Raw genomic sequence first — 18,136 nt, 5'->3', positions numbered from 1 at the left:
GGGCCTTTCGTACTGACACACAGTACGAAAGGCCCCCGCGTGCGTCACTGAAGGGCGTGGCCGATCGTCGCGTCGACGTGGTCGGGGATCTCGTCGTGGCTGTCGCCGACTGTCAGCGTGCCGGTGGGTTCGAACAACAGGATCTGCGCACCCGAGGGCGCGGACGGCTTGTGGTAGATCCCTCGCGGCACAGTGAAAACCGAGCCCTGGGGCAGAACCACCGTGCGTTCGCCGGCGGGCTCACGCAACGCGATGTGCAGTTCGCCGTCGAGCACCAGGAAGAACTCGTCGGTGTTGTCGTGGACATGCCAGATGTAGTCGCCGTCGACCTTGGTCACCCGCACGTCGTAGTCGTTGACGCGCGTGACGATGCGAGGGCTCCACAGCACGTCGAAGGAGGCCAGGGCCTTGTCGAGGGCGATGGGTTCACTGTTCACCACCCCAGCCTCGCCTCTACCGCACGGCCGGCGTGAGTGCTAGGAATCGCACATGTCGCAAGAATCCTCGCACCGGATCGTCGTGATCGTCGAAGAGAGCACGAACCCGTTCGAGCTCGGCTGCGCGATCGAGATCTTCGGCCTGCACCGCCCGGAGATCGGCGGCCACCTCTACGACTTCCGGCTGTGCACACCCGAACCGGCCACCCTCATGCGCGACGGGTTCTTCACCCTCACCGGCGTGGCCGACCTGCACGTCGCCGACACCGCCGACACCCTGATCATCCCCAGCCGCCCCACCCTCGACGTACCCCGCCGCCCGGACGTGCTCGACGCCCTCCGTCACGCCCACGTCCGCGGCACCCGCCTCGTCAGCTTCTGCACCGGCGCCTTCACCCTCGCCGAAGCCGGAGTCCTCGACGACCGCCGCGCCACCACGCACTGGCAGTGGGCCGAGAAGTTCCGCGCCCGCTTCCCAGCCGTGCAACTCGAACCGGACGTGCTCTTCGTCGACGACGGCGACATCCTCACCTCCGCCGGCAGCGCCGCCGCCCTCGACCTCGGCCTGCACCTCGTCCGCCGCGACCACGGCGCCGAGATCGCCAACGCCGTCAGCCGCCGCCTCGTCTTCGCCGCCCACCGCGACGGCGGCCAACGCCAGTTCGTCGAACGCCCCGTACCCGACCTGCCCGACGAGTCACTGGCCCCCGTACTCGCCTGGGCCCAGCAACACCTCGACACCGCCCTCACCGTCGCCGACCTCGCCGCACAGGCCGCCGTCAGCCCCGCGACCCTGCACCGCCGCTTCCAGGCCCAGCTCGGCACCACCCCGCTCGCCTGGCTCACCGGCGAACGCGTCACCCTCGCCTGCCGCCTGATCGAACTGGGGGAGCAGCGCTTCGACGTCGTCGCCCGCCGCACCGGACTCGGCACCGCCGCCAACCTCCGCGCCCTGATGCGCCGCGAAACCGGCCTGACCCCGTCGGCCTACCGGCGCCGGTTCAGCTCAGCGCCCGCAGGGTGATCCGCTCCACCACCCGCGTCTTCGCATCCGCGTAGTCCTGCACCCGCTCCCACGTCCGACCCGCCAGGTCACGCTTGGCCGCCTCGTACTCCGCCCGGTCCCGCGGGTGCGTGCGCAGCCGGTCGCGGAAGGCCAGCATCCGATCAACCTCCTCGCAGGCAGGGGAGAAGACGTGCAGGTTCACGTTCGGCACCGTGCCCTTCAGCACCCGGTGCCCGTACCAGGACGGCTCCCGCAACAGCAGGTAGTAGCCCGCTTCGACGAGAGCCGGCACATAGGCGTCCTCATCGGCCGAGTCCGGCACCACCAGCAGGACGTCGATCAACGGCTTGGCCGCCAGCCCCGGCACCGACGTCGACCCGCAGTGCTCCACCCGCACGACCACGTCACCCAGCGCCGCCCGGATCTTCGCCTCCTCCGCCGCATACCACTGCGGCCACACCGGGTCGTACTCCTGCAACACGATCGGCGCGTTGTGCGGCGGGTGCTCCGTCACGAACTCCACGTCGTCCGGCTCCGCCCGCCACGTCACGTAGGCCCGCTCGAGGATCTCCAGCACGACCTCGTTCTTCGCCGCCGCGTAGTCCTGCACCCGCTCCCACTCCCGCGCGGCCAGCTCCCGCTTCGTCCGCGCGTACAGCTCCCGGTCGTCCCCGTTGTCCCGCAACCAGTCCCGGAAGATCACGTGCCGCCGCACCTGCGCACAGCCACGCGGGAACACATGCAGGTTGATGTTCGTGTCCGGTCCCTTGAGGATCCGGTGGTCGTGCCAGTCGTCCTCCCGGATCGTCACCCGGTACCCGGCGGCCTCCAGCGCCGGCACGTACGACGCCTCGTCCTTCGGGTCGTCCACCACCAGCATCAAGTCGATCACCGGCTTCGCACACAACCCCGGCACCGACGTCGACCCCACGTGCTCCAGGTCCGCACCCGGCAGCACAGCGAGAATCCGCTCCCTCTCACGCTCGTACAAACCCGGCCACGCAGCGTCGTACTCGACCAGTTCGATGTTCACGGCGACCCCCTCGTAGGCAGTCGGCCAGAATATCAACCGCCGAACAAGTCACCCGCCGCCTCGACCCGCGCCAGCACCTCGTCCGCCGTGAACACCAGATCCTCCACCACCTGGCACTCCTCGACCTCGTCCCACGTGATCGGCGTCGACACCGTCGGCCGCTCCCGCGCCCGCAACGAATACGGCGCCACCGTCGTCTTCGCCGGATTGTTCTGCGACCAGTCGATGAACACCTTCCCCGGCCGCTGAGCCTTCGCCATCGTCGACACGACCAGCTTCGGCTGCTCCTTGGCCAACCGCTGCGCGATCGCCTTCGCGTACTCGGAGGTGTCCTTCGCCGGCGCCGAGGCGTACACCTGCATGCCCTTGTTCCCCGACGTCTTCGCCCACGCGTCCACACCGTCGTCGTCCAGCACGGTCCGCACCAGCTCAGCCACCCGGCAACACTCCACCACCGTCGCCGGCGCACCCGGATCCAGATCGAACACCAGCAGATCAGGATCCCGCTTGCCCCCGCGCGGCCCCACCGTCCACTGCGGCACGTGCAACTCCAACGCCGCCAGATTCGCCAGCCACACCAACGTCGCCAACTCGTCCACCATCACGTAGTTGACCGTCTCGTTGCCCTTCGAACTACCCGGCGACTCCAACCGCATCGTCCGCACCCAGTCCGGACGATGCTCCGCCGCGTTCTTCTCGAAGAACCACTTCCCGTCCACCCCGTTCGGATACCGCTTCAACGTCACCGGACGATCCTTGAGATGGGGGAGCAGCACCGGAGCGATCCGCGTGTAGTAGTCGATCACTTCACTCTTGGTGAACCCGAACTCCGGGTACAACACCTTGTCCAGGTTCGTCAGCTTCAACACCCGATCCTCGACCCTGACCGCGGCATCACTCGACAACCCGACGCACCTCCTCAGGCGACTTGTCCGGCCTCAACCCGCGCCACGCCGGAAACCGCATCCGCCCGTCCGGCGTCCACTGCCGGAACACCACCTCCGCCACCAACTCCGGCTCCACCCACAACGCACCCTTCGCCCGTTCCCTCGGCATCTCCGTCACGAACGGCGAACCCTTGCGCGCCAACGCCTTCAACCGCGGCGTCAACACCGCCAACTCCGCGTCGTTGAACCCGGTGCCCACCGAACCCGCGAACGCCAGCCCGCCGTCCTGCGGAATACCCAGCAACAACGCCCCCACCACACCCGCCCGCTTGCCTTCACCCATCCGCCAGCCGCCGATCACCACCTCCTGCGCCATCAGATCGGTGATCTTGCGCCACACCGGCGACCGCAACCCCGGCTGATACGGCGAATCCAGCCGCTTCGCCACCACCCCCTCCAACCCCTGCTCCCGGCTCGCCGCCAGCACCGCCGCCCCGTCCTCGTCGTAGGACGGGGGAGTCAGCCAGTGCGGACCCTTGAGCTCGAGCTCCCTGAGCAGCTCACGGCGCTGCCGAAAGGGGAGTTGCAGAGTGGAACTGCCGTCCAGGTGCAGCAGATCGAACAACAGCAACGTGATCGGGTACTGCCTCGCAGCCCGCCGTGCCGCATCGGACTTGCTCACGTGCATCCGGTTCTGCAACGCGCTGAAACTCGGCCGGCCGTTCTGCAACGCCACGATCTCGCCATCGAGAAGCGCCTCCGTCGAACCCAACTGCTCGCCGACGCCCTGCAGCTCCGGGTACGCGACCGTGATGTCGTTGCCCAGCCGCGACCAGGCCTGCACCCGACCGCCCTCCACCCGCAGAATTGCCCGGACACCGTCCCACTTGAACTCGTAGGCCCACAGATCATCATCGTCCTGGGGGAGAGGACCGGGCGTCGCCAGCATCGGCTTGAGCTGCTCAGGGAGGGTTTCCCAGTCCGGACGCGCCGGAGCGTGCCGGCGCTTCATCATCCAGTTCTTGCCATCCGCACCCGACCGGAAGAACACGAACTGACCCTCGACCCGATGACCGTGCAAGATCACGTCGACCTCGCGATCCGACCACTTCACCGTCTCGTAACGACCGCGATCCCAGATGACCATCTCGCCGCCGCCGTACTCACCCTTCGGAATCTTCCCCGAGAACTCCGCGTACTCCAGAGGGTGATCCTCGGTGTGCACAGCCAACCGCACCACATCGGTCGTGGACGGCAAACCCTTCGGCACCGCCCACGACACCAACACACCATCACGCTCCAACCGCACATCCCAATGCAGGCTGCTCGCGTGATGCTCCTGAATCACGAACGTGTCGTTACCACCGTGCGGAAGCTCGTCAGCGCTCGGCACGGGCTCCGGCGTCCTCGCCGGATCCCGCTTGCGCCGGTACTCGTCGAGCCCGGCCATCTACGCCGACGAGGCCTTCTTCTTCGGCGGCGCCTTCTTCGCACCCTTACGCCCGGCCTTCGCCTTCTCCACACTGCGCTCCAGAGCCGTCATCAAATCGATGACATCGCCCTTCTCCTCGGCCTCCGGCTGCTCGGGCAACTCAGCACCCTCGGCCTTCGCCGCGATGACCTTCTCCAGCGCGTCCCGGTAGTCGTCGGTGAACGTGTCCGGATCGAAGTCCCCGGCCATCGACTCCACCAACGACGTCGCCATCTTCAACTCCTGCGGCCGCACCTCGACGTTCTGGTCCAGGAAGTCGAACTCCGCCTTGCGAATCTCGTCCGGCCACAACATCGTGTGCATCACCAGCACGTCATCTCGCGCCCGGATCGTCGCCAGCGTCTCCTTCTGCCGGATCGTGATCTTCACGACCGCCAGCTGACCCGTCTTCACCAGGGCATCCCTGAGAAGCACGTACGGCCGCGCCGCCGCCTTGTCCGGCTCCAGGTAATACGTCTTCTGGAAGTAGATCGGATCGATCTCCTCCGCCGGCACGAACTCCAGGACGTCGATCGACTTGTCGGTCTTCACCGGCAACTTCTCGAAGTCCTCGTTCTCCATGATCACCATCCGGCCGTCGTCCAACTCGTAGCCCTTGGTGATGTCGCCGTACTCCACCTCGTTGCCGCACACCGAACAGACGCGCTTGTACTTGATGCGCCCGCCGTCCTCCCGGTGCACCTGGTTGAAACGGAAGTCGTGCTCCTCGACAGCCGTGTAGAGGCGCACGGCGATCGTCACCAACCCGAAGGAGATGGCCCCACGCCACACGGATCTCATTCTCATTGGGTACCCCTGAAATGCGGTTTTCGCACTATCAGGTCACCCACTTGGCCTAACGAACCGACAACTGAGCGACCCCCGGCTCACTGCGCTTGAACCGAGAGTGCCCTACCGCGGTGGAGCACCGCTAGATGTCCTTGAGCGCCCGATACGTCCGATTGCTCGCCACCGCCGCCCGCCGCTCCCGCGCCGTCGCCTCGATGTAGTTCTGACTCGTCGCCAAACTCGCATGCCCCAGCAACGCCATGATCTCGCTCGCCGACGCACCGTCCTCAGCGAGCCTCGTCGCGAACGTGTGCCGCAAAGCGTGCAGATTCGCCCCCGTCGGCACCCTGTCGTTCAACCCCGCCCACCGAAAACACGACTTGACCAGGTACTCCAGCCCACCCCGCCCGATCGGCTCGCCGTGACGATCCCTCAGGAGAGCTGAATCGCGGTCGAACCGGCCCTGCGGGAAGCGCTGCTTGCAACTCTTCAGATAGGCGTCGACGATCCGTTCCATCGGCGGCTCGATCGGCACACTCCGATCCCGGTTGCCCTTGCCCTTCACGTGCAGCCTCTTGTCACCCTCCCGGCCGACGATGCTCGCCAGCGTGAGGGTGCGCATCTCGGCACTGCGCAGACCGGCGACCAGGCCCAGGGCGATGACCAGCACATCCCGCTCGGGCCACGGGTCACGACCTTTGCGCGCGCCTTCCGCGGCGGCCGTGAGGAGCTGCTCGGGGGTGTCCTCACCCCGCAGCGGCTTGGGCACGAGCGGAGGGGTCTTCGGACGGGCGACGGCGCCCATCGGGTTGCCGGCGATGAGGTCCTCGGCGACGCAGAACGTCAGGAACTGGTTCCACGTCGACCAGGCCCGCAGCACGGAGCTCTTGGCGTGGGTGTCCGCGAACAACCCGAAGGCGTGGCGGAGGTTCGCCCCGGTGAGGTCCTGGGTCGTCAGATCCTCGACGGGGGAGGAGAGGGTCTCGGCCAGGAGTGTGTTCACGCCGGAGAGGTCGCGCTGGTACGCCGCTGTTGTGTGCGGCGAGTCCTTGCGAGTCCGGCGGGCGAGGAAGAAGGCGTCCTGAGCGGCGAGCACGTGCATATGGATCTTGTACCGCACAGCACCGACAATCCCGTGTTCCGTGCTGGATAATGGCGATTATGCATGAAATGTCCGTTTCGCCCGAGTTCGCCGGGCGCTGGACCAGGTGGCGTCACTTGTCGGGGATCGTGAGCGTAATGACTCGCCCCTGCGTACGTCTCACTGACGACACGTCGGTGTCGACCGCGCTCCGACATCGCCGAGGTTCGGATGTTGTGGCGTCTGCAAGTGCAGCCGGCCTGCCCGTTGGCTGACACTTGCAGACGCGCCAACACGGGCGTTTCAGCCCCTTCTGATGACGATCTTCGCAGGTCGCCGTTTCGCCGATAATCTACATTATGTCAAGTAACGGGGATTCGGGCTGCTGGGAGACGCTCTCCTGCCATGCTGTGCGCCGTGTCTGACTGGAATCGGTTCCTGGAGTGCGTGCCGTGGTTCGTCAAGCCCGGCCAGAACGTCGACGTCGGGTCGCCCGGTTCCTGGGCTCGCGGGTCGCTGCCGGGCTTGCCTCGACTGTCCGCGCTGCTGGCTTCCGCTCGCGTCACGCCGGTGTCCGTGGCGGGCCGGTCCTATGAACTGTTGTCGTGGGGTTCGTCCGGTTGGCTCTGTGAGCCCCCTCGGGACGCCGGCCCGGAGTTCCCTGCGACGCTTCGCCGGTTCTGGAGCGTCTGCGGCGGGACTGTCGAGCAGTTCTTCGGTCCGTCGACGCTGTGGCTGAACCAGGACGAGGTGCTGACGGCATCGGCGACCGAGACGTCGTTGTCGGACGTCATCGGTCACTACGAGTGGCTGTGGAAGGGCGAGGGTCTGACGGTTCCGGCCGAGGAGATGCGGAGTTACGTCACCGTGGCGATAGAGGCCAATGGGAACCTGACGGCGGCGCACCGCGAGACGGGCCGTCTCGTGTTGTTCGCGCCCGACCATTCGTTCTCTGACGTCACGCCGTTGCCGGGTTGTCCGGAGTACTCGCTGTACACGTTCGACGAGTTGCCGGACCTTGCGTCGTGGATCGAGGTGTGTGCGGCCGCGTGGCAGGCTGAGTCTCCATGATCGACGAATTCGCCAAGGGGTACCTGCATTCCGATCTGCGCGAGTTGCGTGAGGTGATGCTGTGGAAGCTCGACGGTCTGTCTGAGGCTGACGTGCGTCGTCCGCTCGTCGCGAGTGGCACGAACCTGTTGGGTTTGGTGAAGCATCTGACGTTGACGGAGTCGCGGTATTTCGGTGAGGTGTTCGGCCGGCCGTTTCCGGAGCCGTTGCCGCGGTGGGACGACCTGTCGGCGCGTGGCTTGGACATGTGGGCTGCGGAGCACGAGTCGCGTGAGGACATCGTTGGTCGTTATCGGCGTGCGTGGGTGCATTCGGATGCGACGATCGATGCTCTTGCGGTGGACTCCCCCGGCCATGTGCCGTGGTGGCCGCGTCCTGACGTGATGTTGTTCAACGTGTTGGTTCACGTGCTGACGGAGACGGCCCGGCACGCGGGGCATGCGGACATCCTGCGGGAGCAGATCGACGGCGCGACGGGCGTGGGGCCGTGAGCGTTTTCGCTGGTCAGCCACTTTGAAACGATCTTGTCGGGGGTGCTTGCCACACTCGGGACATGCGCTATGCGATCTATGTGCCCAACTACGGTTCGTCGTTCGGTGACCCGTCGGTGCTCGTGTCGCTCGCTGCCGAGGCGGAGGCGGCGGGGTGGGACGGGTTCTTCTTGTGGGATCACGTCGTGCAGCCGGGTGAGTCGGTGGTGGCTGATGTCTGGGTGACGTTGGGGGCGGTGGCGGCGCGGACGTCGTCGATCCTGCTGGGGCCGATGGTGACGTCGTTGGGGCGGCGGCGGCCGTGGAAGGTGGCGTTGGAGGCGTCGACGTTGCAGCGGTTGTCGGGTGGCCGGTTGGTGTTGGGGGTGGGTGCGGGGGTGCCGCAGGACTTCTCCCCCTTCGGCGAGCGGGTGTCGCGTGCGGAGGCGATGTCGGAGGGCGTCGAGCTGCTGTGTGCGTTGTTGTCGGGTGAGGTCGTTGAGCACCGCGGGGCTTTGTTCGAGGCGTCGGGTGTGCGGTTCGCGCCGGTGGAGGTGCCGATCTGGGTGGGCGGGAGCTGGCCTCGTTCGACGCCGTTCCGGGCTGCGGCGCGGGCGGCGGGTGTGGTGCCGGCGACGTTCGGGGAGGACGGGTTGGTCGTGCTCTCCCCCGCTGAGGCGGCGCGGTTGAAGGCCGATTTCGTGGCGTCGGGTGGGCCGGCTGAGGGTGATGTGGCGCTCTGGGGTGGTGGTGTGTTGCCGGAGGAGGTGACGGGGTACGAGGCCGCCGGGGTGACGTGGATGTTCACCGATGGTGGCGCGGTGGAGTTGGAGGAGTTGCGGGCGTTCGTGTCGGCTGGTCCGCCGGGGTCAGGTGCGTAGGCCGCGGAGCAGGGTGTCGAGGTAGCGGCGGGCGGTGGGGAGCCGGTCGGCCGGGGTGTCGCTGTGGACGTAGCTGGCGTAGGCGATGCCGCACATGAGTGGGACGAGGTCGCCGTCGGCGAGGTCGGGGCGGACGACGCCGGCGGTGCGGGCGCGGACGAGCAGTTCGGTGCCGGTGGCGATGAGCTGTTGTTTGAGTTCGGTGGTGCGCGGCAGGGTGTCGTGGGCGGTGGCGGCGACTTTGACGAGTGCGGGGTCGCTGACCTGGGCTTCGACGAGCCGGGTGAGGAAGTCGGAGAAGGCGTGCCAGGGGTCGTCGTGGCGGAGTGCTTCGTCGCCGTGGCCGGCGAGTGTTTCGAGGCAGGGGGTGGCGACGGTTTCGAGGAGTGCTTCGGTGGTCGGGAAGTGCCGGTAGACGGTGCCGACGCCGAGTCCTGCGCGGCGGGCGACGTCGTTGAGCTGCAGCGGGGTGCCTTCGTCGACGAGTTCTCTGGCGACGGTGATGATGCGGTCCCAGTTGCGGGCGGCGTCCTTCCGCAGCGGCGTCATGGGTTCAGTCTATTTGGATATTCCATCCGGAACCTGGACGAGTGGTGCGTGCCTCTCGCTGAGCGTGCGGACGGCGTGGGCGGTGCGCGGGCCGGTCGCTGCCTTGACGGGTGGCACGGGCAGACTGCGGGCTTCGATGACGGTGCCGGTGGGCAGTGTCTGGTCGGTGGCGGCGCCGCCGGGGGTCTGCCGCGAAAACGGTGACGCCACTCCCCTGCAGCCTTCTTGGCCAGGCCGACGGCTCCGGTTGTCACGTTGACGACTCTGGTCAGCCTGGGCAGCAGGAGTTCGGTCAGCAGGTAGGGCGAGAGGTGGTTGACCACGAACGTCGCTTCGATCCCGTCCATTTCGGTGCGCTCTTCGAACATGGCGCCGACGTTGTTGACCAGCAGGGTCACGTCGTCGAGTGAGGCGAGGTCGGCTTGCGGGAACTGTGCGGGCTCTGCTCCCCCGGCGTTGATCCTCTCGACGGCTTGGGTCAGTCCGAGGGCGGTCTCCAGTCCGATGCCGCCAGCCTGCGGCCAGCACATATCCGGATGTGTTATCCGGTTCGCGATTGTGGAGAATGCCGCTGTGGATCTCGGGGTGATCGGCCAGGCAGCGGGCATGTTCGCGGTGACGAACGTCGACGACCTGGTGCTGCTCGCCCTGTTCTTCGCGCGGGCGTGCACGGCGTGGCAGGTGGTGGCGGGTCAGTACCTGGGCTTCGCGGGCATCCTCGCGGTGGCGGTGGTCGGCGCGCTGGGTGCGTCGCTGCTGCCCGAGCAGTTCCGCCCGTGGCTTGGTCTCATCCCCCTGGCGCTGGGCGTCAAAGCGGCGTGGTCGCTGTGGCGCGGCTCCGACGACGATGACGAGCCCGACGCGGCTCCCGGCATCCTCGCTGTGGCGGGCGTGACTCTTGCGAACGGCGGCGACAACATCGGCGTCTACGTCCCGGTCTTCACCGTCGCGGAGTCGCTGTGGGTGTACGTGGCGGTGTTCCTGGTGCTGGTGGGCGTGTGGTGCCTGGCGGGCTGGTTCCTGGCGTCACGGCAGGTGGTGGCTCGCGCGCTGGCCAAGTGGGGGCACATCGCGCTGCCGGTGGTGCTGATCGTGATTGGCCTTTTGGTGTTGTTCTCCGGCTGATCGGCCTGTTCGTGAGGTAGACACTTCGGGTGCGAAAGACCTACAGCTACAACGAGGCCGTCAAGATCCTCGGCGGCCGCGAGCACCCGATCGTCGCCGCCATGGACAAGCTGCTGAACGGCGCGCTGCTCGCGGGCTCGTTGGGGCTGTGGCAGGTGCTGGACCTGTTCGACGCCAAGCCGGACTTCATCCGCCTCAGCAACGAGCTGATCTCCAAGGTGTCGGAGAAGCGCCGCAAGGTCAGCCGCTATACCCGCACCCAACAGCTGCACGCCGCCCACGCCGTGCTGGTGATGACGGCGTACTTCGATGCCTTCAAGGAACAGCAACTCCCCATCAAGCTCACGGCGATGGACCGCGAGCTCGTGGCGACGTACAACCCGTGGGACCTCGACCTGCCGCTTCCTTCGCCGGGTCGCCCTCACGAGGAGAACTTGGACCGCCTGAGCGTGCACTACTCCGGGCTGGCCAACTCGCTGTTCCAGGCGTTGACGTCCATGGCGGCGTGGGATGACCTCAACGACACGCAACGCGGCCGGGCAGAACTCGCGATCGTGCGCGTCACGCCGACACGGGCGGTTGAGCGATATGAGGAGTTGCTCGGTCAGCTCGCCGCTGAGTACCCGGAGATCAGGTTCTGGTGCGCGGTCCAGGACGGCAGGTCGGCGCGGTCGGCGTTGGCCCGGCTCGAAGACGCCTTGCGCGAGACGACGACGGACCTGACCCCCGAGGTGCGGCTGGCCGAGTTGGCGGGCGCGTACCGGGGTGCGTTGCGGCGGCCGCTGGTGAAGGCGTCCGAAGGTGTGCGGATCCCGAGCCTGGCCGACGCCTATGTCGACCCGCGGTTCCAGGTGGTGATCGGTACCGAGCGGTCCGGGGCGCCGTCGTTGCTGGCGTGGTGGGACGACGTGTCCATCCGCGACGATCTCTACGCCTACCTGGTGGGCTATCTGACGTCCCCTGTGGCGTTGACCGCTCCCCTGCTGGTGCTGGGCGATCCGGGTTCGGGCAAGTCGGTGCTGACCGAGATGCTGGCGGCACGACTGCCCTCTTCAGACTTCGCGGTTGTGCGGGTGGAGCTGCGGAGCACTCCGGTGGACGCCGACCTGAAGCGACAGATCGAGCACGGCTTGCACAAGCTGTTGCACGAGCCGGTCAGCTGGGCTGACTTCTCCCGCGACACCAGTGGTGCCCTGCCCGTGGTGATCCTGGACGGGTTCGACGAGTTGTTGCAGGCGACCGGTGTCAGCCAGACGCGGTACCTGACGGCGATCGCCGACTTCCAGCAGACGCTCCAGGACATGGGCAGGCCGGCGGTTTTCATCGTCACGAGCCGTTTGAGCGTGTGCGCAGGGCTTGAGCTGCCCGAGAGCACGCACGTGGTGCGGTTGCTGCCGTTCTCCGAGGAGCAGGTCCGCGCGTGGCTGGACGTGTGGAACGCGGTCAACCGCCCACTGCCCGCCGAGACCGTCCTGCAGTACGAGGACCTGGCGTCGCAGCCGCTGTTGTTGCTCATGCTGGCGTTGTACGACGCGGTGGACGACTCGTTCCAGCGTGATCACCTGAGCATGAGCCGAGGGCAGTTGTACGAACGGCTGCTCGATCGGTTCGCCCGCCGTGAGGTGACCAAGGACGACGCTGACCGGTCCGACGTTGATCTGAACGCGGACGTGGAGTTCGAGCTTGAGCGGTTGTCGGTCGTGGCGCTCGCGATGTTCAACCGGGGCGCGCAGTGGGTCGCCGAGCACGAAGTGACGTCGGACCTGGCTCAGTTGCTCGACGTCGACTCTGCCGACCGACAAGTGGGGACGCGGACTCCCCTGTCTGCCGGCGAGACGGTGCTGGGGCGGTTCTTCTTCGTGCAGAAGACGGAGGCCGTGCGGGAGGACAAGACCAAGCTGCGGACCTACGAGTTCCTGCACGCGACGTTCGGCGAGTACCTGGTGGCGCGGTTCGTGTGGGACCGGCTCCTCGTCCTTCAGCGCGAAGACGCGGCCCGGTCGCGGCGGAAGTCCACTGTGGACGACACGGAGCTGTACTCGGTGCTGTCGTTCACGGCGCTGACCAGCAGCGTGCCGATACTCGACTTTCTCCGTGAGTTCGCGCAGAGGCCCGGCAACGACGGCTTGTTCGACCTGGTGGTGCGGCTGTTCGGGGCGCGGGACGAGCGGCGCCTGTCGCGGGGTGTCTACGTGCCGAACGTCATGACTGACTCGGCCAGGGACGCGACGTACTCGGTGAACCTGGTGGCGCTGGCGTTGGCGCTGAGAGAGAAGGTCGACGGCCACGACCTGCGAATGAGCGTGGACGAGTGGCATCGGGAGGCGCTGTTCTGGAAGTCGAGGCTGGCGGGTGCCGAGTGGACGAGCGTGGTGCGGTGCTTCTGGGTCGAGTCCTACCCCGATCATGACTTCGTGGTGAGTCAGAGCAGACGAGCTCAGGACGTGCGTCCGGAATGGATGCTGCTGACGGAGCCGGACGTGCTGATGGATGGCGTCTCGTCCACGCTGCGAAACGCGGTGGCACCGTTGGTGTCGCAGCACAGCATCGAGGTGACGGCCGCACTGATCGAGTTGATGGCAACGCCCCTGGAGCGCGTCGCACCGGCGATCCGGCGGCTCGTTGAGGCGGGCGCCGACGGCGAAGTCGTCTTCAGGGAGGCGGACGCCAGGTTGGGCCTCGGCGGTGACGACCTGGCGATCGTCAAAGCGACCTACAACGTGGCCGGACATGCGGATCGAGCGGTGCAGCTCGACGCCTGGCTGCGGCTGCACGAGCGAGGATTCCGGTTTGAGCTGGTGAAAGTCCGAGACCTGACCTCGCTGTTGACCACCACAGATCTGCGGGACGTGTTCGAGCGCAGACCGGATCTGCTCAAGCGGGCCACAGCGGCCGCGGCCGAGTTGGGTCTTGAATGGCCGCTGTCAGACTGGACGCCATCGCCGCCAGATCCTCTTCTGTGAGGTCGCGCTCCCCCACCTGCCGCAGGATCTCCGTCCGCGAACAGACCACTACCGCGCCGGTGTAGCCGCCGAGCTCGCCCGCCGCGACGATCTCGGTTGTGCCGTTGTGCACGACCAGGATCGGGTCGGGGGTGTCGGTGTAGAGCAGGTGCTCGATGTCCCGTCCGGTGATGGCCATGGTCAGTCTTGTACGGCGCGGGCGTAGCGGGCCGCAAGGGTGCGAACGTGTGCGACCAGCTCGGGCGGTGAGGTGACTTCGAAGTCGTGGCCGAGCATGCCGATCCACACGGCCATGGTTTCCACGGTGTCGGCGCCCGTCACGAGCACGCAGGAGGTGGCGTCGACGGCTTCGACTGTGCCGACGGCGGCGGTGATGCGGGCGGCGACTTCGTCGGCTGGGGCGTGGACGAGGACGCGGGCCTGGAAGCGCCAGGCGGCTGAGCTGGCGCTGGAGGCGACGTAGGTGGTGGCGTCGAAGTCGCGGGCGGTGAAGCGGGGGCCGAACGGGGGTTGGGGTGGGGTCATGCGGTCGACGCGGAAGCTGCGCCAGTCGGTGCGGTCGCAGTCCCAGGCGACGAGGTACCAGCGGCGGCCCCAGTTGACCAGGCGGTGGGGTTCGACGCGGCGGCGTGAGGGGGTGCCGTGGTGGGAGTTGTAGTCGAAGCGGATGGTCTCGGAGTCGCGGCAGGCGGCGGCGAGGACGGAGAGCAGTTCGGGGTCGAGGGCGGGGGCCGCGGAGTCGCGGGGTACGGATTCGACGTGTTGCAGGGCGGAGACGCGGTGGCGCAGGCGGGACGGGAGGACCTGTTCCAGTTTGAGCAGGGCGCGCAGGGAGGTTTCTTCGAGGCCGCTGACGGCGTTGGTGCGCAGGGCGGCGGCGACGGCGACGGCTTCGTTGTCGTCGAGCAGCAGGGGTGGGAGTTCGGCGCCGGCGCCGAGGCGGTAGCCGCCGAAGCTGCCGGTGGTGGCGTTGACGGGGTAGCCGAGTTCGCGCAGGCGGTCGACGTCGCGGCGGACGGTGCGGGGGCTGATCTGGAGTTCGTCGGCGAGTTCGCTGCCTTGCCAGTCGCGGCGGGACTGCAGCAGGGCGAGCAGGCGCAGCAGGCGTGCCGAGGTTTCCAACATGACCGCAGACTTTAGGACAGAGGCTGGCCGCAAGCCCTTCTAGCCTTGGGTTATGACGGAGATCAGGGAATTCCACATCGCGGTCGACGAGGCGGACGTCGAGGAGCTGCGGTTCCGGTTGGCGCGGACGCGGTGGACCGACCAGGTGCCGGGGGCGGGTTCGCGGTACGGCGACGCGGTCGAGGACGTCCAGGAGATGGCGCGGTACTGGGCCGAGGACTTCGACTGGCGGGCGGTGGAGCGCACGCTCAACGCGTTTCCTCAGTTCATCACGGAGATCGACGGGACCGATGTGCACTTCCTGCACGTCCGGAGCGGTAACCCGGACGCGTTGCCGTTGCTGATGGTGCACGGCTGGCCGGGGTCGGTCATGGAGTTCGTGGACGTCGTCGAGCACCTGCGGGGTGACTTCCACCTGGTGATCCCCTCGATCCCGGGTTTCGGGTTCTCGGGGCCGACCACCGAGTCCGGCTGGCACTCCGGGCGGATCGCGCGGGCGTTCGCGGAGTTGATGGCGCGGCTGGGTTACGAGCGGTACGGAGTGCACGGCAACGACGCCGGGTCGATCATCGCGCCGGAGGTCGGGCGGGTCGCGCCGGAGCACGTGGCCGGGGTGCACGTCACGCAGATCTTCTCCTTCCCGTCGGGTGACCCGGCCGAGATGGAGGGCCTGACGGAGGACGACTTCCGGCGGCTCGGGGTGCTGCAGAACTTCTGGGAGACGATGTCCGGGTACGCCAAGCTGCAGCAGGCGCGGCCGCAGAACGTCGCGTTCGCGCTCGCGGACTCCCCCGCGGGCCAGCTCGCCTGGACGATGCAGCTGATGGGTGAGCCCGCGGTGACCAGGGACTTCCTGCTGGCCAACGTGTCGATCTACTGGTTCACCAACACCGCAGGCTCCTCGGCGCGGCTGTACTACGAGGACGCGCACCGCGAGGACGTGCCGGTCGAGCCGACGACGTTCCCGATGGGGGTGGCGATTTTCGCGGACGACTTCCAGACCATCCGCCGGTTCGCCGAGCGCGATCACCACAACCTGGTGCACTGGTCGGAGTTCGATCGTGGCGGTCACTACTCGGGTCACGAGGTGCCGGAGCTGCTCGCCGATGATCTGAAGGTGTACTTCGCCAAGATCTAGGACATCCCCGGGAAATGTCACAGTGGGTGGAAGCGGGTCTGTGGGGGTTGGCAGGCGGCGGGGCGCTCGTGGCGGGCGCGCTCGTCGCCTGGTTCCTGCGCGTGCCCCGCGATGTCGTGGCCGTCGTGATGGCGTTCGGTGCGGGGGTGCTGACCGCGGCGGCGGCGTTCGAGCTGATGGACGAGGCGGAGCGCAACGGCGGGTTGCTCGCCACCTCGGCGGGGTTCCTCGGCGGCGCGGTGGTCTACGTGCTGGCGAACGTGCTGCTGGCCCGCCGGGGTGGGCGGCACCGCAAGCGCAGCAGCAAGCAGCCGTCCGAACAGGACCAGGCGGGCAGCGGCACGGCGATCGCGGTCGGCGCGCTGCTCGACGGTGTGCCGGAGTCCGTGGTGCTCGGTGTGTCGTTGCTGGGTGGCGGCGGGATCGGGGTGGCGATGCTGGCGGCGGTGGTCATCTCGAACGTCCCGGAAGGCCTGTCCAGCGTCGCCGGTATGAAGCAGGCGGGGCGGGGGCCGGGGTACGTGTTCGGCGTGTGGGGTGCGATCGCGGTGGCGAGCGGGGTGTCGGCGGCGTTGGGCAACGTGCTGCTCGACGGTGCGTCGCCGCAGCTCATCGCGGTGATCACGGCGGTCGCGGCGGGGGCGATCCTGGCGATGATCGCGGACACGATGATCCCCGAGGCCTACGAGCGCGCCCGCCTGTACACCGGGTTGTGCACCACGGCGGGGTTCCTGACGGCGTTCGTGGTGGAACGGTTGGGCTAGTTGATCTGGTGCTCACGCCGTGACGGCGGTAGGAGTGCAGGCATGGGTGTTCCGCTGGTGGACTTGACCGGGTGGTTCGACGGCACGCGGCGTGCCGAGGTGGCGGCGCGGGTCGACGCGGCGCTGCGGGAGTCGGGTTTTCTGCTGATCACCGGGCACGGCGTCCCGGACGCGCTGCGTGCTCGCGTGCGCGGGCTGACCCGCTCGTTCTTCTCCCTGTCCGCTGAGGAGAAGTCCGCCTACGCGGTGAGGACCGGTGGGCGGGGCTGGTTGCCGCCCGACGAACAGGCCACCGGCCGCGCCGGCGGTGGCCTGGCTCCCCCGGACCTGAAGGAAACGCTGGCGTTCGGCTCGGACGACCCCTCAGGTGACGAGTTCTTCTTCCGCCCCAACGTCTTCCCGGCCGAGGTACCCGCACTCGAAGACGCCGTGACGGAGTACGTGCGGCGGATGCGGGCGCTGTGCGACGAGCTGCTGACGATCTTCGCGGTCGCGCTCGGCTCGCCGGAGGATCTGTTCACCCGGCACACGCGGCGGCCCTCGTACACGTTGAACGTCAACCACTACCCGCCGTTGCGGCAGGTCGGGCCCGCGGGGCCGGGGCAGTTCCGCATCGGCGAGCACACCGACTTCGGCACCGTGACGATCCTGGACCGCCAGCACGGCGTCGGCGGGCTGCAGGTCCGCTCTGCCGAGGGGGTCTGGGAGAACGCGCCGTTCGACCCAGCCGCGTTCACCGTCAACATCGGCGACCTCATGGCGCGCTGGGTGTCCGACCGCTGGCGTTCCACCCCGCACCGCGTGCTGCCACCGGACGCCTCGGCTCCCGACGAGGACCTGGTGTCACTGATCTTCTTCTACAACACCGACACCGACGCGCGGATCGTCTCGCTCGACGGCCGTTACCCGGAGGTCGGTGGCGGCGAGTACCTGCGGGCTAAGCTCGAGGCGATCTCGATCGGATAGTGGGGGCCTGGGATGGCGATCGGTGAGCTGTACGACGTGGTGTTCGACTGCCCGGACCCGGCGGCGCTCGCCGAGTTCTACCGGCAGGTCGTCGGCGGCGAGATCGTCGACTCCGACAGCGACTGGTTCACCCTGGCCACACCGAACGGGCGGCGCGTGTCGTTCCAGCGCGTCGACGACTACACCCCGCCGCGCTGGCCCGGCCAGGAACTGCCGCAGCAGATCCACCTCGACGTCATGGTCACCGACCTCGACGCGGCCGAGCCGCTGGTGCTCGCGCAGGGCGCGACGCTGCTGCGTGGTTCGGACAAGCCGGTCGGGTTCCGCGTGTACGCCGACCCCGCCGGCCACCCGTTCTGCCTGGTCACCAACTAGAACCT

Annotated in this window: 19 protein-coding genes; 10 read left to right on the top strand and 9 right to left on the bottom strand. The window is 67.8% G+C overall.

What is annotated here, in order from left to right:
* Positions 1 to 44: 44 nt before the first annotated feature.
* Positions 45 to 440, bottom strand: a complete 396-nt coding sequence (locus tag G7043_RS38875) for a cupin domain-containing protein (RefSeq protein ID WP_390829154.1) — start codon at positions 438 to 440, stop codon at positions 45 to 47.
* Between the two features lie 49 nt (positions 441 to 489).
* Here G7043_RS38875 and G7043_RS38870 point away from each other — a divergent pair, with 49 nt between their 5' ends.
* A complete protein-coding gene (locus tag G7043_RS38870) occupies positions 490 to 1,461 on the top strand; it encodes a GlxA family transcriptional regulator (protein WP_166053701.1) in 972 nt (323 codons plus the stop codon).
* Here G7043_RS38870 and G7043_RS48875 read toward each other — a convergent pair.
* From G7043_RS48875 to G7043_RS38845, 5 genes are all read right to left on the bottom strand, one after another.
* Positions 1,439 to 2,476, bottom strand: coding sequence for a GrpB family protein (locus G7043_RS48875; protein ID WP_313888291.1), 1,038 nt, complete (start codon positions 2,474 to 2,476; stop codon positions 1,439 to 1,441). The two genes, G7043_RS38870 and G7043_RS48875, sit on opposite strands and share 23 nt — an antisense overlap.
* Before the next feature lie 32 nt (positions 2,477 to 2,508).
* On the bottom strand, positions 2,509 to 3,381 hold the full coding sequence (gene ligD, locus G7043_RS38860) for a non-homologous end-joining DNA ligase (RefSeq protein WP_166053700.1): 873 nt from the start codon (positions 3,379 to 3,381) through the stop codon (positions 2,509 to 2,511).
* Positions 3,371 to 4,813 carry a non-homologous end-joining DNA ligase gene (gene ligD / locus G7043_RS38855; RefSeq protein WP_166053699.1) on the bottom strand — a complete coding sequence of 481 codons (1,443 nt, stop codon included), beginning with the start codon at positions 4,811 to 4,813 and terminating at the stop codon, positions 3,371 to 3,373. Before ligD (G7043_RS38855) ends, ligD (G7043_RS38860) begins: the two co-directional genes overlap by 11 nt.
* Positions 4,814 to 5,641 (bottom strand): non-homologous end joining protein Ku, encoded by an 828-nt coding sequence (ku, locus tag G7043_RS38850; protein WP_313888290.1) that lies wholly within the window; start codon positions 5,639 to 5,641, stop codon positions 4,814 to 4,816.
* A 124-nt stretch (positions 5,642 to 5,765) separates the two neighbouring features.
* The gene (locus G7043_RS38845) at positions 5,766 to 6,743 is read right to left on the bottom strand and encodes a tyrosine-type recombinase/integrase (protein WP_166053698.1); all 978 of its coding nucleotides are present in this window, start codon (positions 6,741 to 6,743) and stop codon (positions 5,766 to 5,768) included.
* A gap of 378 nt (positions 6,744 to 7,121) precedes the next feature.
* Here G7043_RS38845 and G7043_RS38840 point away from each other — a divergent pair, with 378 nt between their 5' ends.
* From G7043_RS38840 to G7043_RS38830, 3 genes are all read left to right on the top strand, one after another.
* The gene (locus G7043_RS38840; RefSeq protein ID WP_207312310.1) at positions 7,122 to 7,775 is read left to right on the top strand and encodes a hypothetical protein; all 654 of its coding nucleotides are present in this window, start codon (positions 7,122 to 7,124) and stop codon (positions 7,773 to 7,775) included.
* On the top strand, positions 7,772 to 8,266 hold the full coding sequence (locus tag G7043_RS38835; protein ID WP_166053697.1) for a DinB family protein: 495 nt from the start codon (positions 7,772 to 7,774) through the stop codon (positions 8,264 to 8,266). Before G7043_RS38840 ends, G7043_RS38835 begins: the two co-directional genes overlap by 4 nt.
* Before the next feature lie 62 nt (positions 8,267 to 8,328).
* Positions 8,329 to 9,126, top strand: coding sequence for an LLM class flavin-dependent oxidoreductase (locus G7043_RS38830; RefSeq protein ID WP_166053696.1), 798 nt, complete (start codon positions 8,329 to 8,331; stop codon positions 9,124 to 9,126).
* On the opposite strand, the gene G7043_RS38825 is transcribed toward G7043_RS38830, so the two are convergent.
* Positions 9,115 to 9,675 carry a TetR/AcrR family transcriptional regulator gene (locus tag G7043_RS38825; RefSeq protein WP_166053695.1) on the bottom strand — a complete coding sequence of 187 codons (561 nt, stop codon included), beginning with the start codon at positions 9,673 to 9,675 and terminating at the stop codon, positions 9,115 to 9,117. The genes G7043_RS38830 and G7043_RS38825 overlap by 12 nt on opposite strands.
* 573 nt (positions 9,676 to 10,248) lie before the next feature.
* Here G7043_RS38825 and G7043_RS38820 point away from each other — a divergent pair.
* Together G7043_RS38820 and G7043_RS38815 are read left to right on the top strand one after the other, a co-directional pair.
* Complete coding sequence (locus tag G7043_RS38820; RefSeq protein ID WP_166053694.1) at positions 10,249 to 10,800, top strand: cadmium resistance transporter; 552 nt, start codon at positions 10,249 to 10,251, stop codon at positions 10,798 to 10,800.
* 29 nt (positions 10,801 to 10,829) lie between these two features.
* The gene (locus G7043_RS38815) at positions 10,830 to 13,763 is read left to right on the top strand and encodes an NACHT domain-containing protein (protein ID WP_166053693.1); all 2,934 of its coding nucleotides are present in this window, start codon (positions 10,830 to 10,832) and stop codon (positions 13,761 to 13,763) included.
* Here the strand turns inward: G7043_RS38815 and G7043_RS38810 are convergent.
* Both G7043_RS38810 and G7043_RS38805 read right to left on the bottom strand, forming a co-directional pair.
* Positions 13,675 to 13,941 (bottom strand): hypothetical protein, encoded by a 267-nt coding sequence (locus G7043_RS38810; RefSeq protein WP_166053692.1) that lies wholly within the window; start codon positions 13,939 to 13,941, stop codon positions 13,675 to 13,677. The two genes, G7043_RS38815 and G7043_RS38810, sit on opposite strands and share 89 nt — an antisense overlap.
* Positions 13,942 to 13,943: 2 nt before the next feature.
* Entirely contained in the window at positions 13,944 to 14,888 is a 945-nt protein-coding gene (locus G7043_RS38805) for a helix-turn-helix transcriptional regulator (protein ID WP_166053691.1), read from the bottom strand.
* Between the two features lie 52 nt (positions 14,889 to 14,940).
* Here G7043_RS38805 and G7043_RS38800 point away from each other — a divergent pair, with 52 nt between their 5' ends.
* Genes G7043_RS38800 through G7043_RS38785 form a run of 4 tightly spaced genes read left to right on the top strand, consistent with a single transcriptional unit; the run spans position 14,941 to position 18,131 of the window.
* On the top strand, positions 14,941 to 16,026 hold the full coding sequence (locus tag G7043_RS38800) for an epoxide hydrolase family protein (protein ID WP_166053690.1): 1,086 nt from the start codon (positions 14,941 to 14,943) through the stop codon (positions 16,024 to 16,026).
* 14 nt (positions 16,027 to 16,040) lie between these two features.
* Positions 16,041 to 16,790, top strand: coding sequence for a ZIP family metal transporter (locus G7043_RS38795; protein WP_166053689.1), 750 nt, complete (start codon positions 16,041 to 16,043; stop codon positions 16,788 to 16,790).
* A gap of 42 nt (positions 16,791 to 16,832) precedes the next feature.
* On the top strand, positions 16,833 to 17,756 hold the full coding sequence (locus G7043_RS38790) for an isopenicillin N synthase family dioxygenase (protein ID WP_166053688.1): 924 nt from the start codon (positions 16,833 to 16,835) through the stop codon (positions 17,754 to 17,756).
* A 12-nt stretch (positions 17,757 to 17,768) separates the two neighbouring features.
* A complete protein-coding gene (locus G7043_RS38785) occupies positions 17,769 to 18,131 on the top strand; it encodes a VOC family protein (RefSeq protein WP_166053687.1) in 363 nt (120 codons plus the stop codon).
* Positions 18,132 to 18,136: the final 5 nt, after the last annotated feature.

This window comes from Lentzea alba, from assembly GCF_011067745.1.
GTDB lineage: Bacteria > Actinomycetota > Actinomycetes > Mycobacteriales > Pseudonocardiaceae > Lentzea > Lentzea alba.
The sequence above is the reverse complement of the archived record's forward strand: the minus strand, read 5'-3'. Positions and strand labels throughout refer to the sequence as shown.

Excerpts from the sequence above, each read along its gene's own strand:
- G7043_RS38870 (WP_166053701.1), top strand. The coding sequence starts at position 490 with ATGTCGCAAGAATCCTCGCACCGGATCGTCGTGATCGTCGAAGAGAGC.
- ligD (WP_166053699.1), bottom strand. The coding sequence starts at position 4,813 with ATGGCCGGGCTCGACGAGTACCGGCGCAAGCGGGATCCGGCGAGGACG.
- ku (WP_313888290.1), bottom strand. The coding sequence starts at position 5,641 with ATGAGAATGAGATCCGTGTGGCGTGGGGCCATCTCCTTCGGGTTGGTG.
- G7043_RS38835 (WP_166053697.1), top strand. The coding sequence starts at position 7,772 with ATGATCGACGAATTCGCCAAGGGGTACCTGCATTCCGATCTGCGCGAG.
- G7043_RS38830 (WP_166053696.1), top strand. The coding sequence starts at position 8,329 with ATGCGCTATGCGATCTATGTGCCCAACTACGGTTCGTCGTTCGGTGAC.
- G7043_RS38825 (WP_166053695.1), bottom strand. The coding sequence starts at position 9,675 with ATGACGCCGCTGCGGAAGGACGCCGCCCGCAACTGGGACCGCATCATC.
- G7043_RS38810 (WP_166053692.1), bottom strand. The coding sequence starts at position 13,941 with ATGGCCATCACCGGACGGGACATCGAGCACCTGCTCTACACCGACACC.
- G7043_RS38805 (WP_166053691.1), bottom strand. The coding sequence starts at position 14,888 with ATGTTGGAAACCTCGGCACGCCTGCTGCGCCTGCTCGCCCTGCTGCAG.
- G7043_RS38800 (WP_166053690.1), top strand. The coding sequence starts at position 14,941 with ATGACGGAGATCAGGGAATTCCACATCGCGGTCGACGAGGCGGACGTC.
- G7043_RS38795 (WP_166053689.1), top strand. The coding sequence starts at position 16,041 with ATGTCACAGTGGGTGGAAGCGGGTCTGTGGGGGTTGGCAGGCGGCGGG.
- G7043_RS38790 (WP_166053688.1), top strand. The coding sequence starts at position 16,833 with ATGGGTGTTCCGCTGGTGGACTTGACCGGGTGGTTCGACGGCACGCGG.
- G7043_RS38785 (WP_166053687.1), top strand. The coding sequence starts at position 17,769 with ATGGCGATCGGTGAGCTGTACGACGTGGTGTTCGACTGCCCGGACCCG.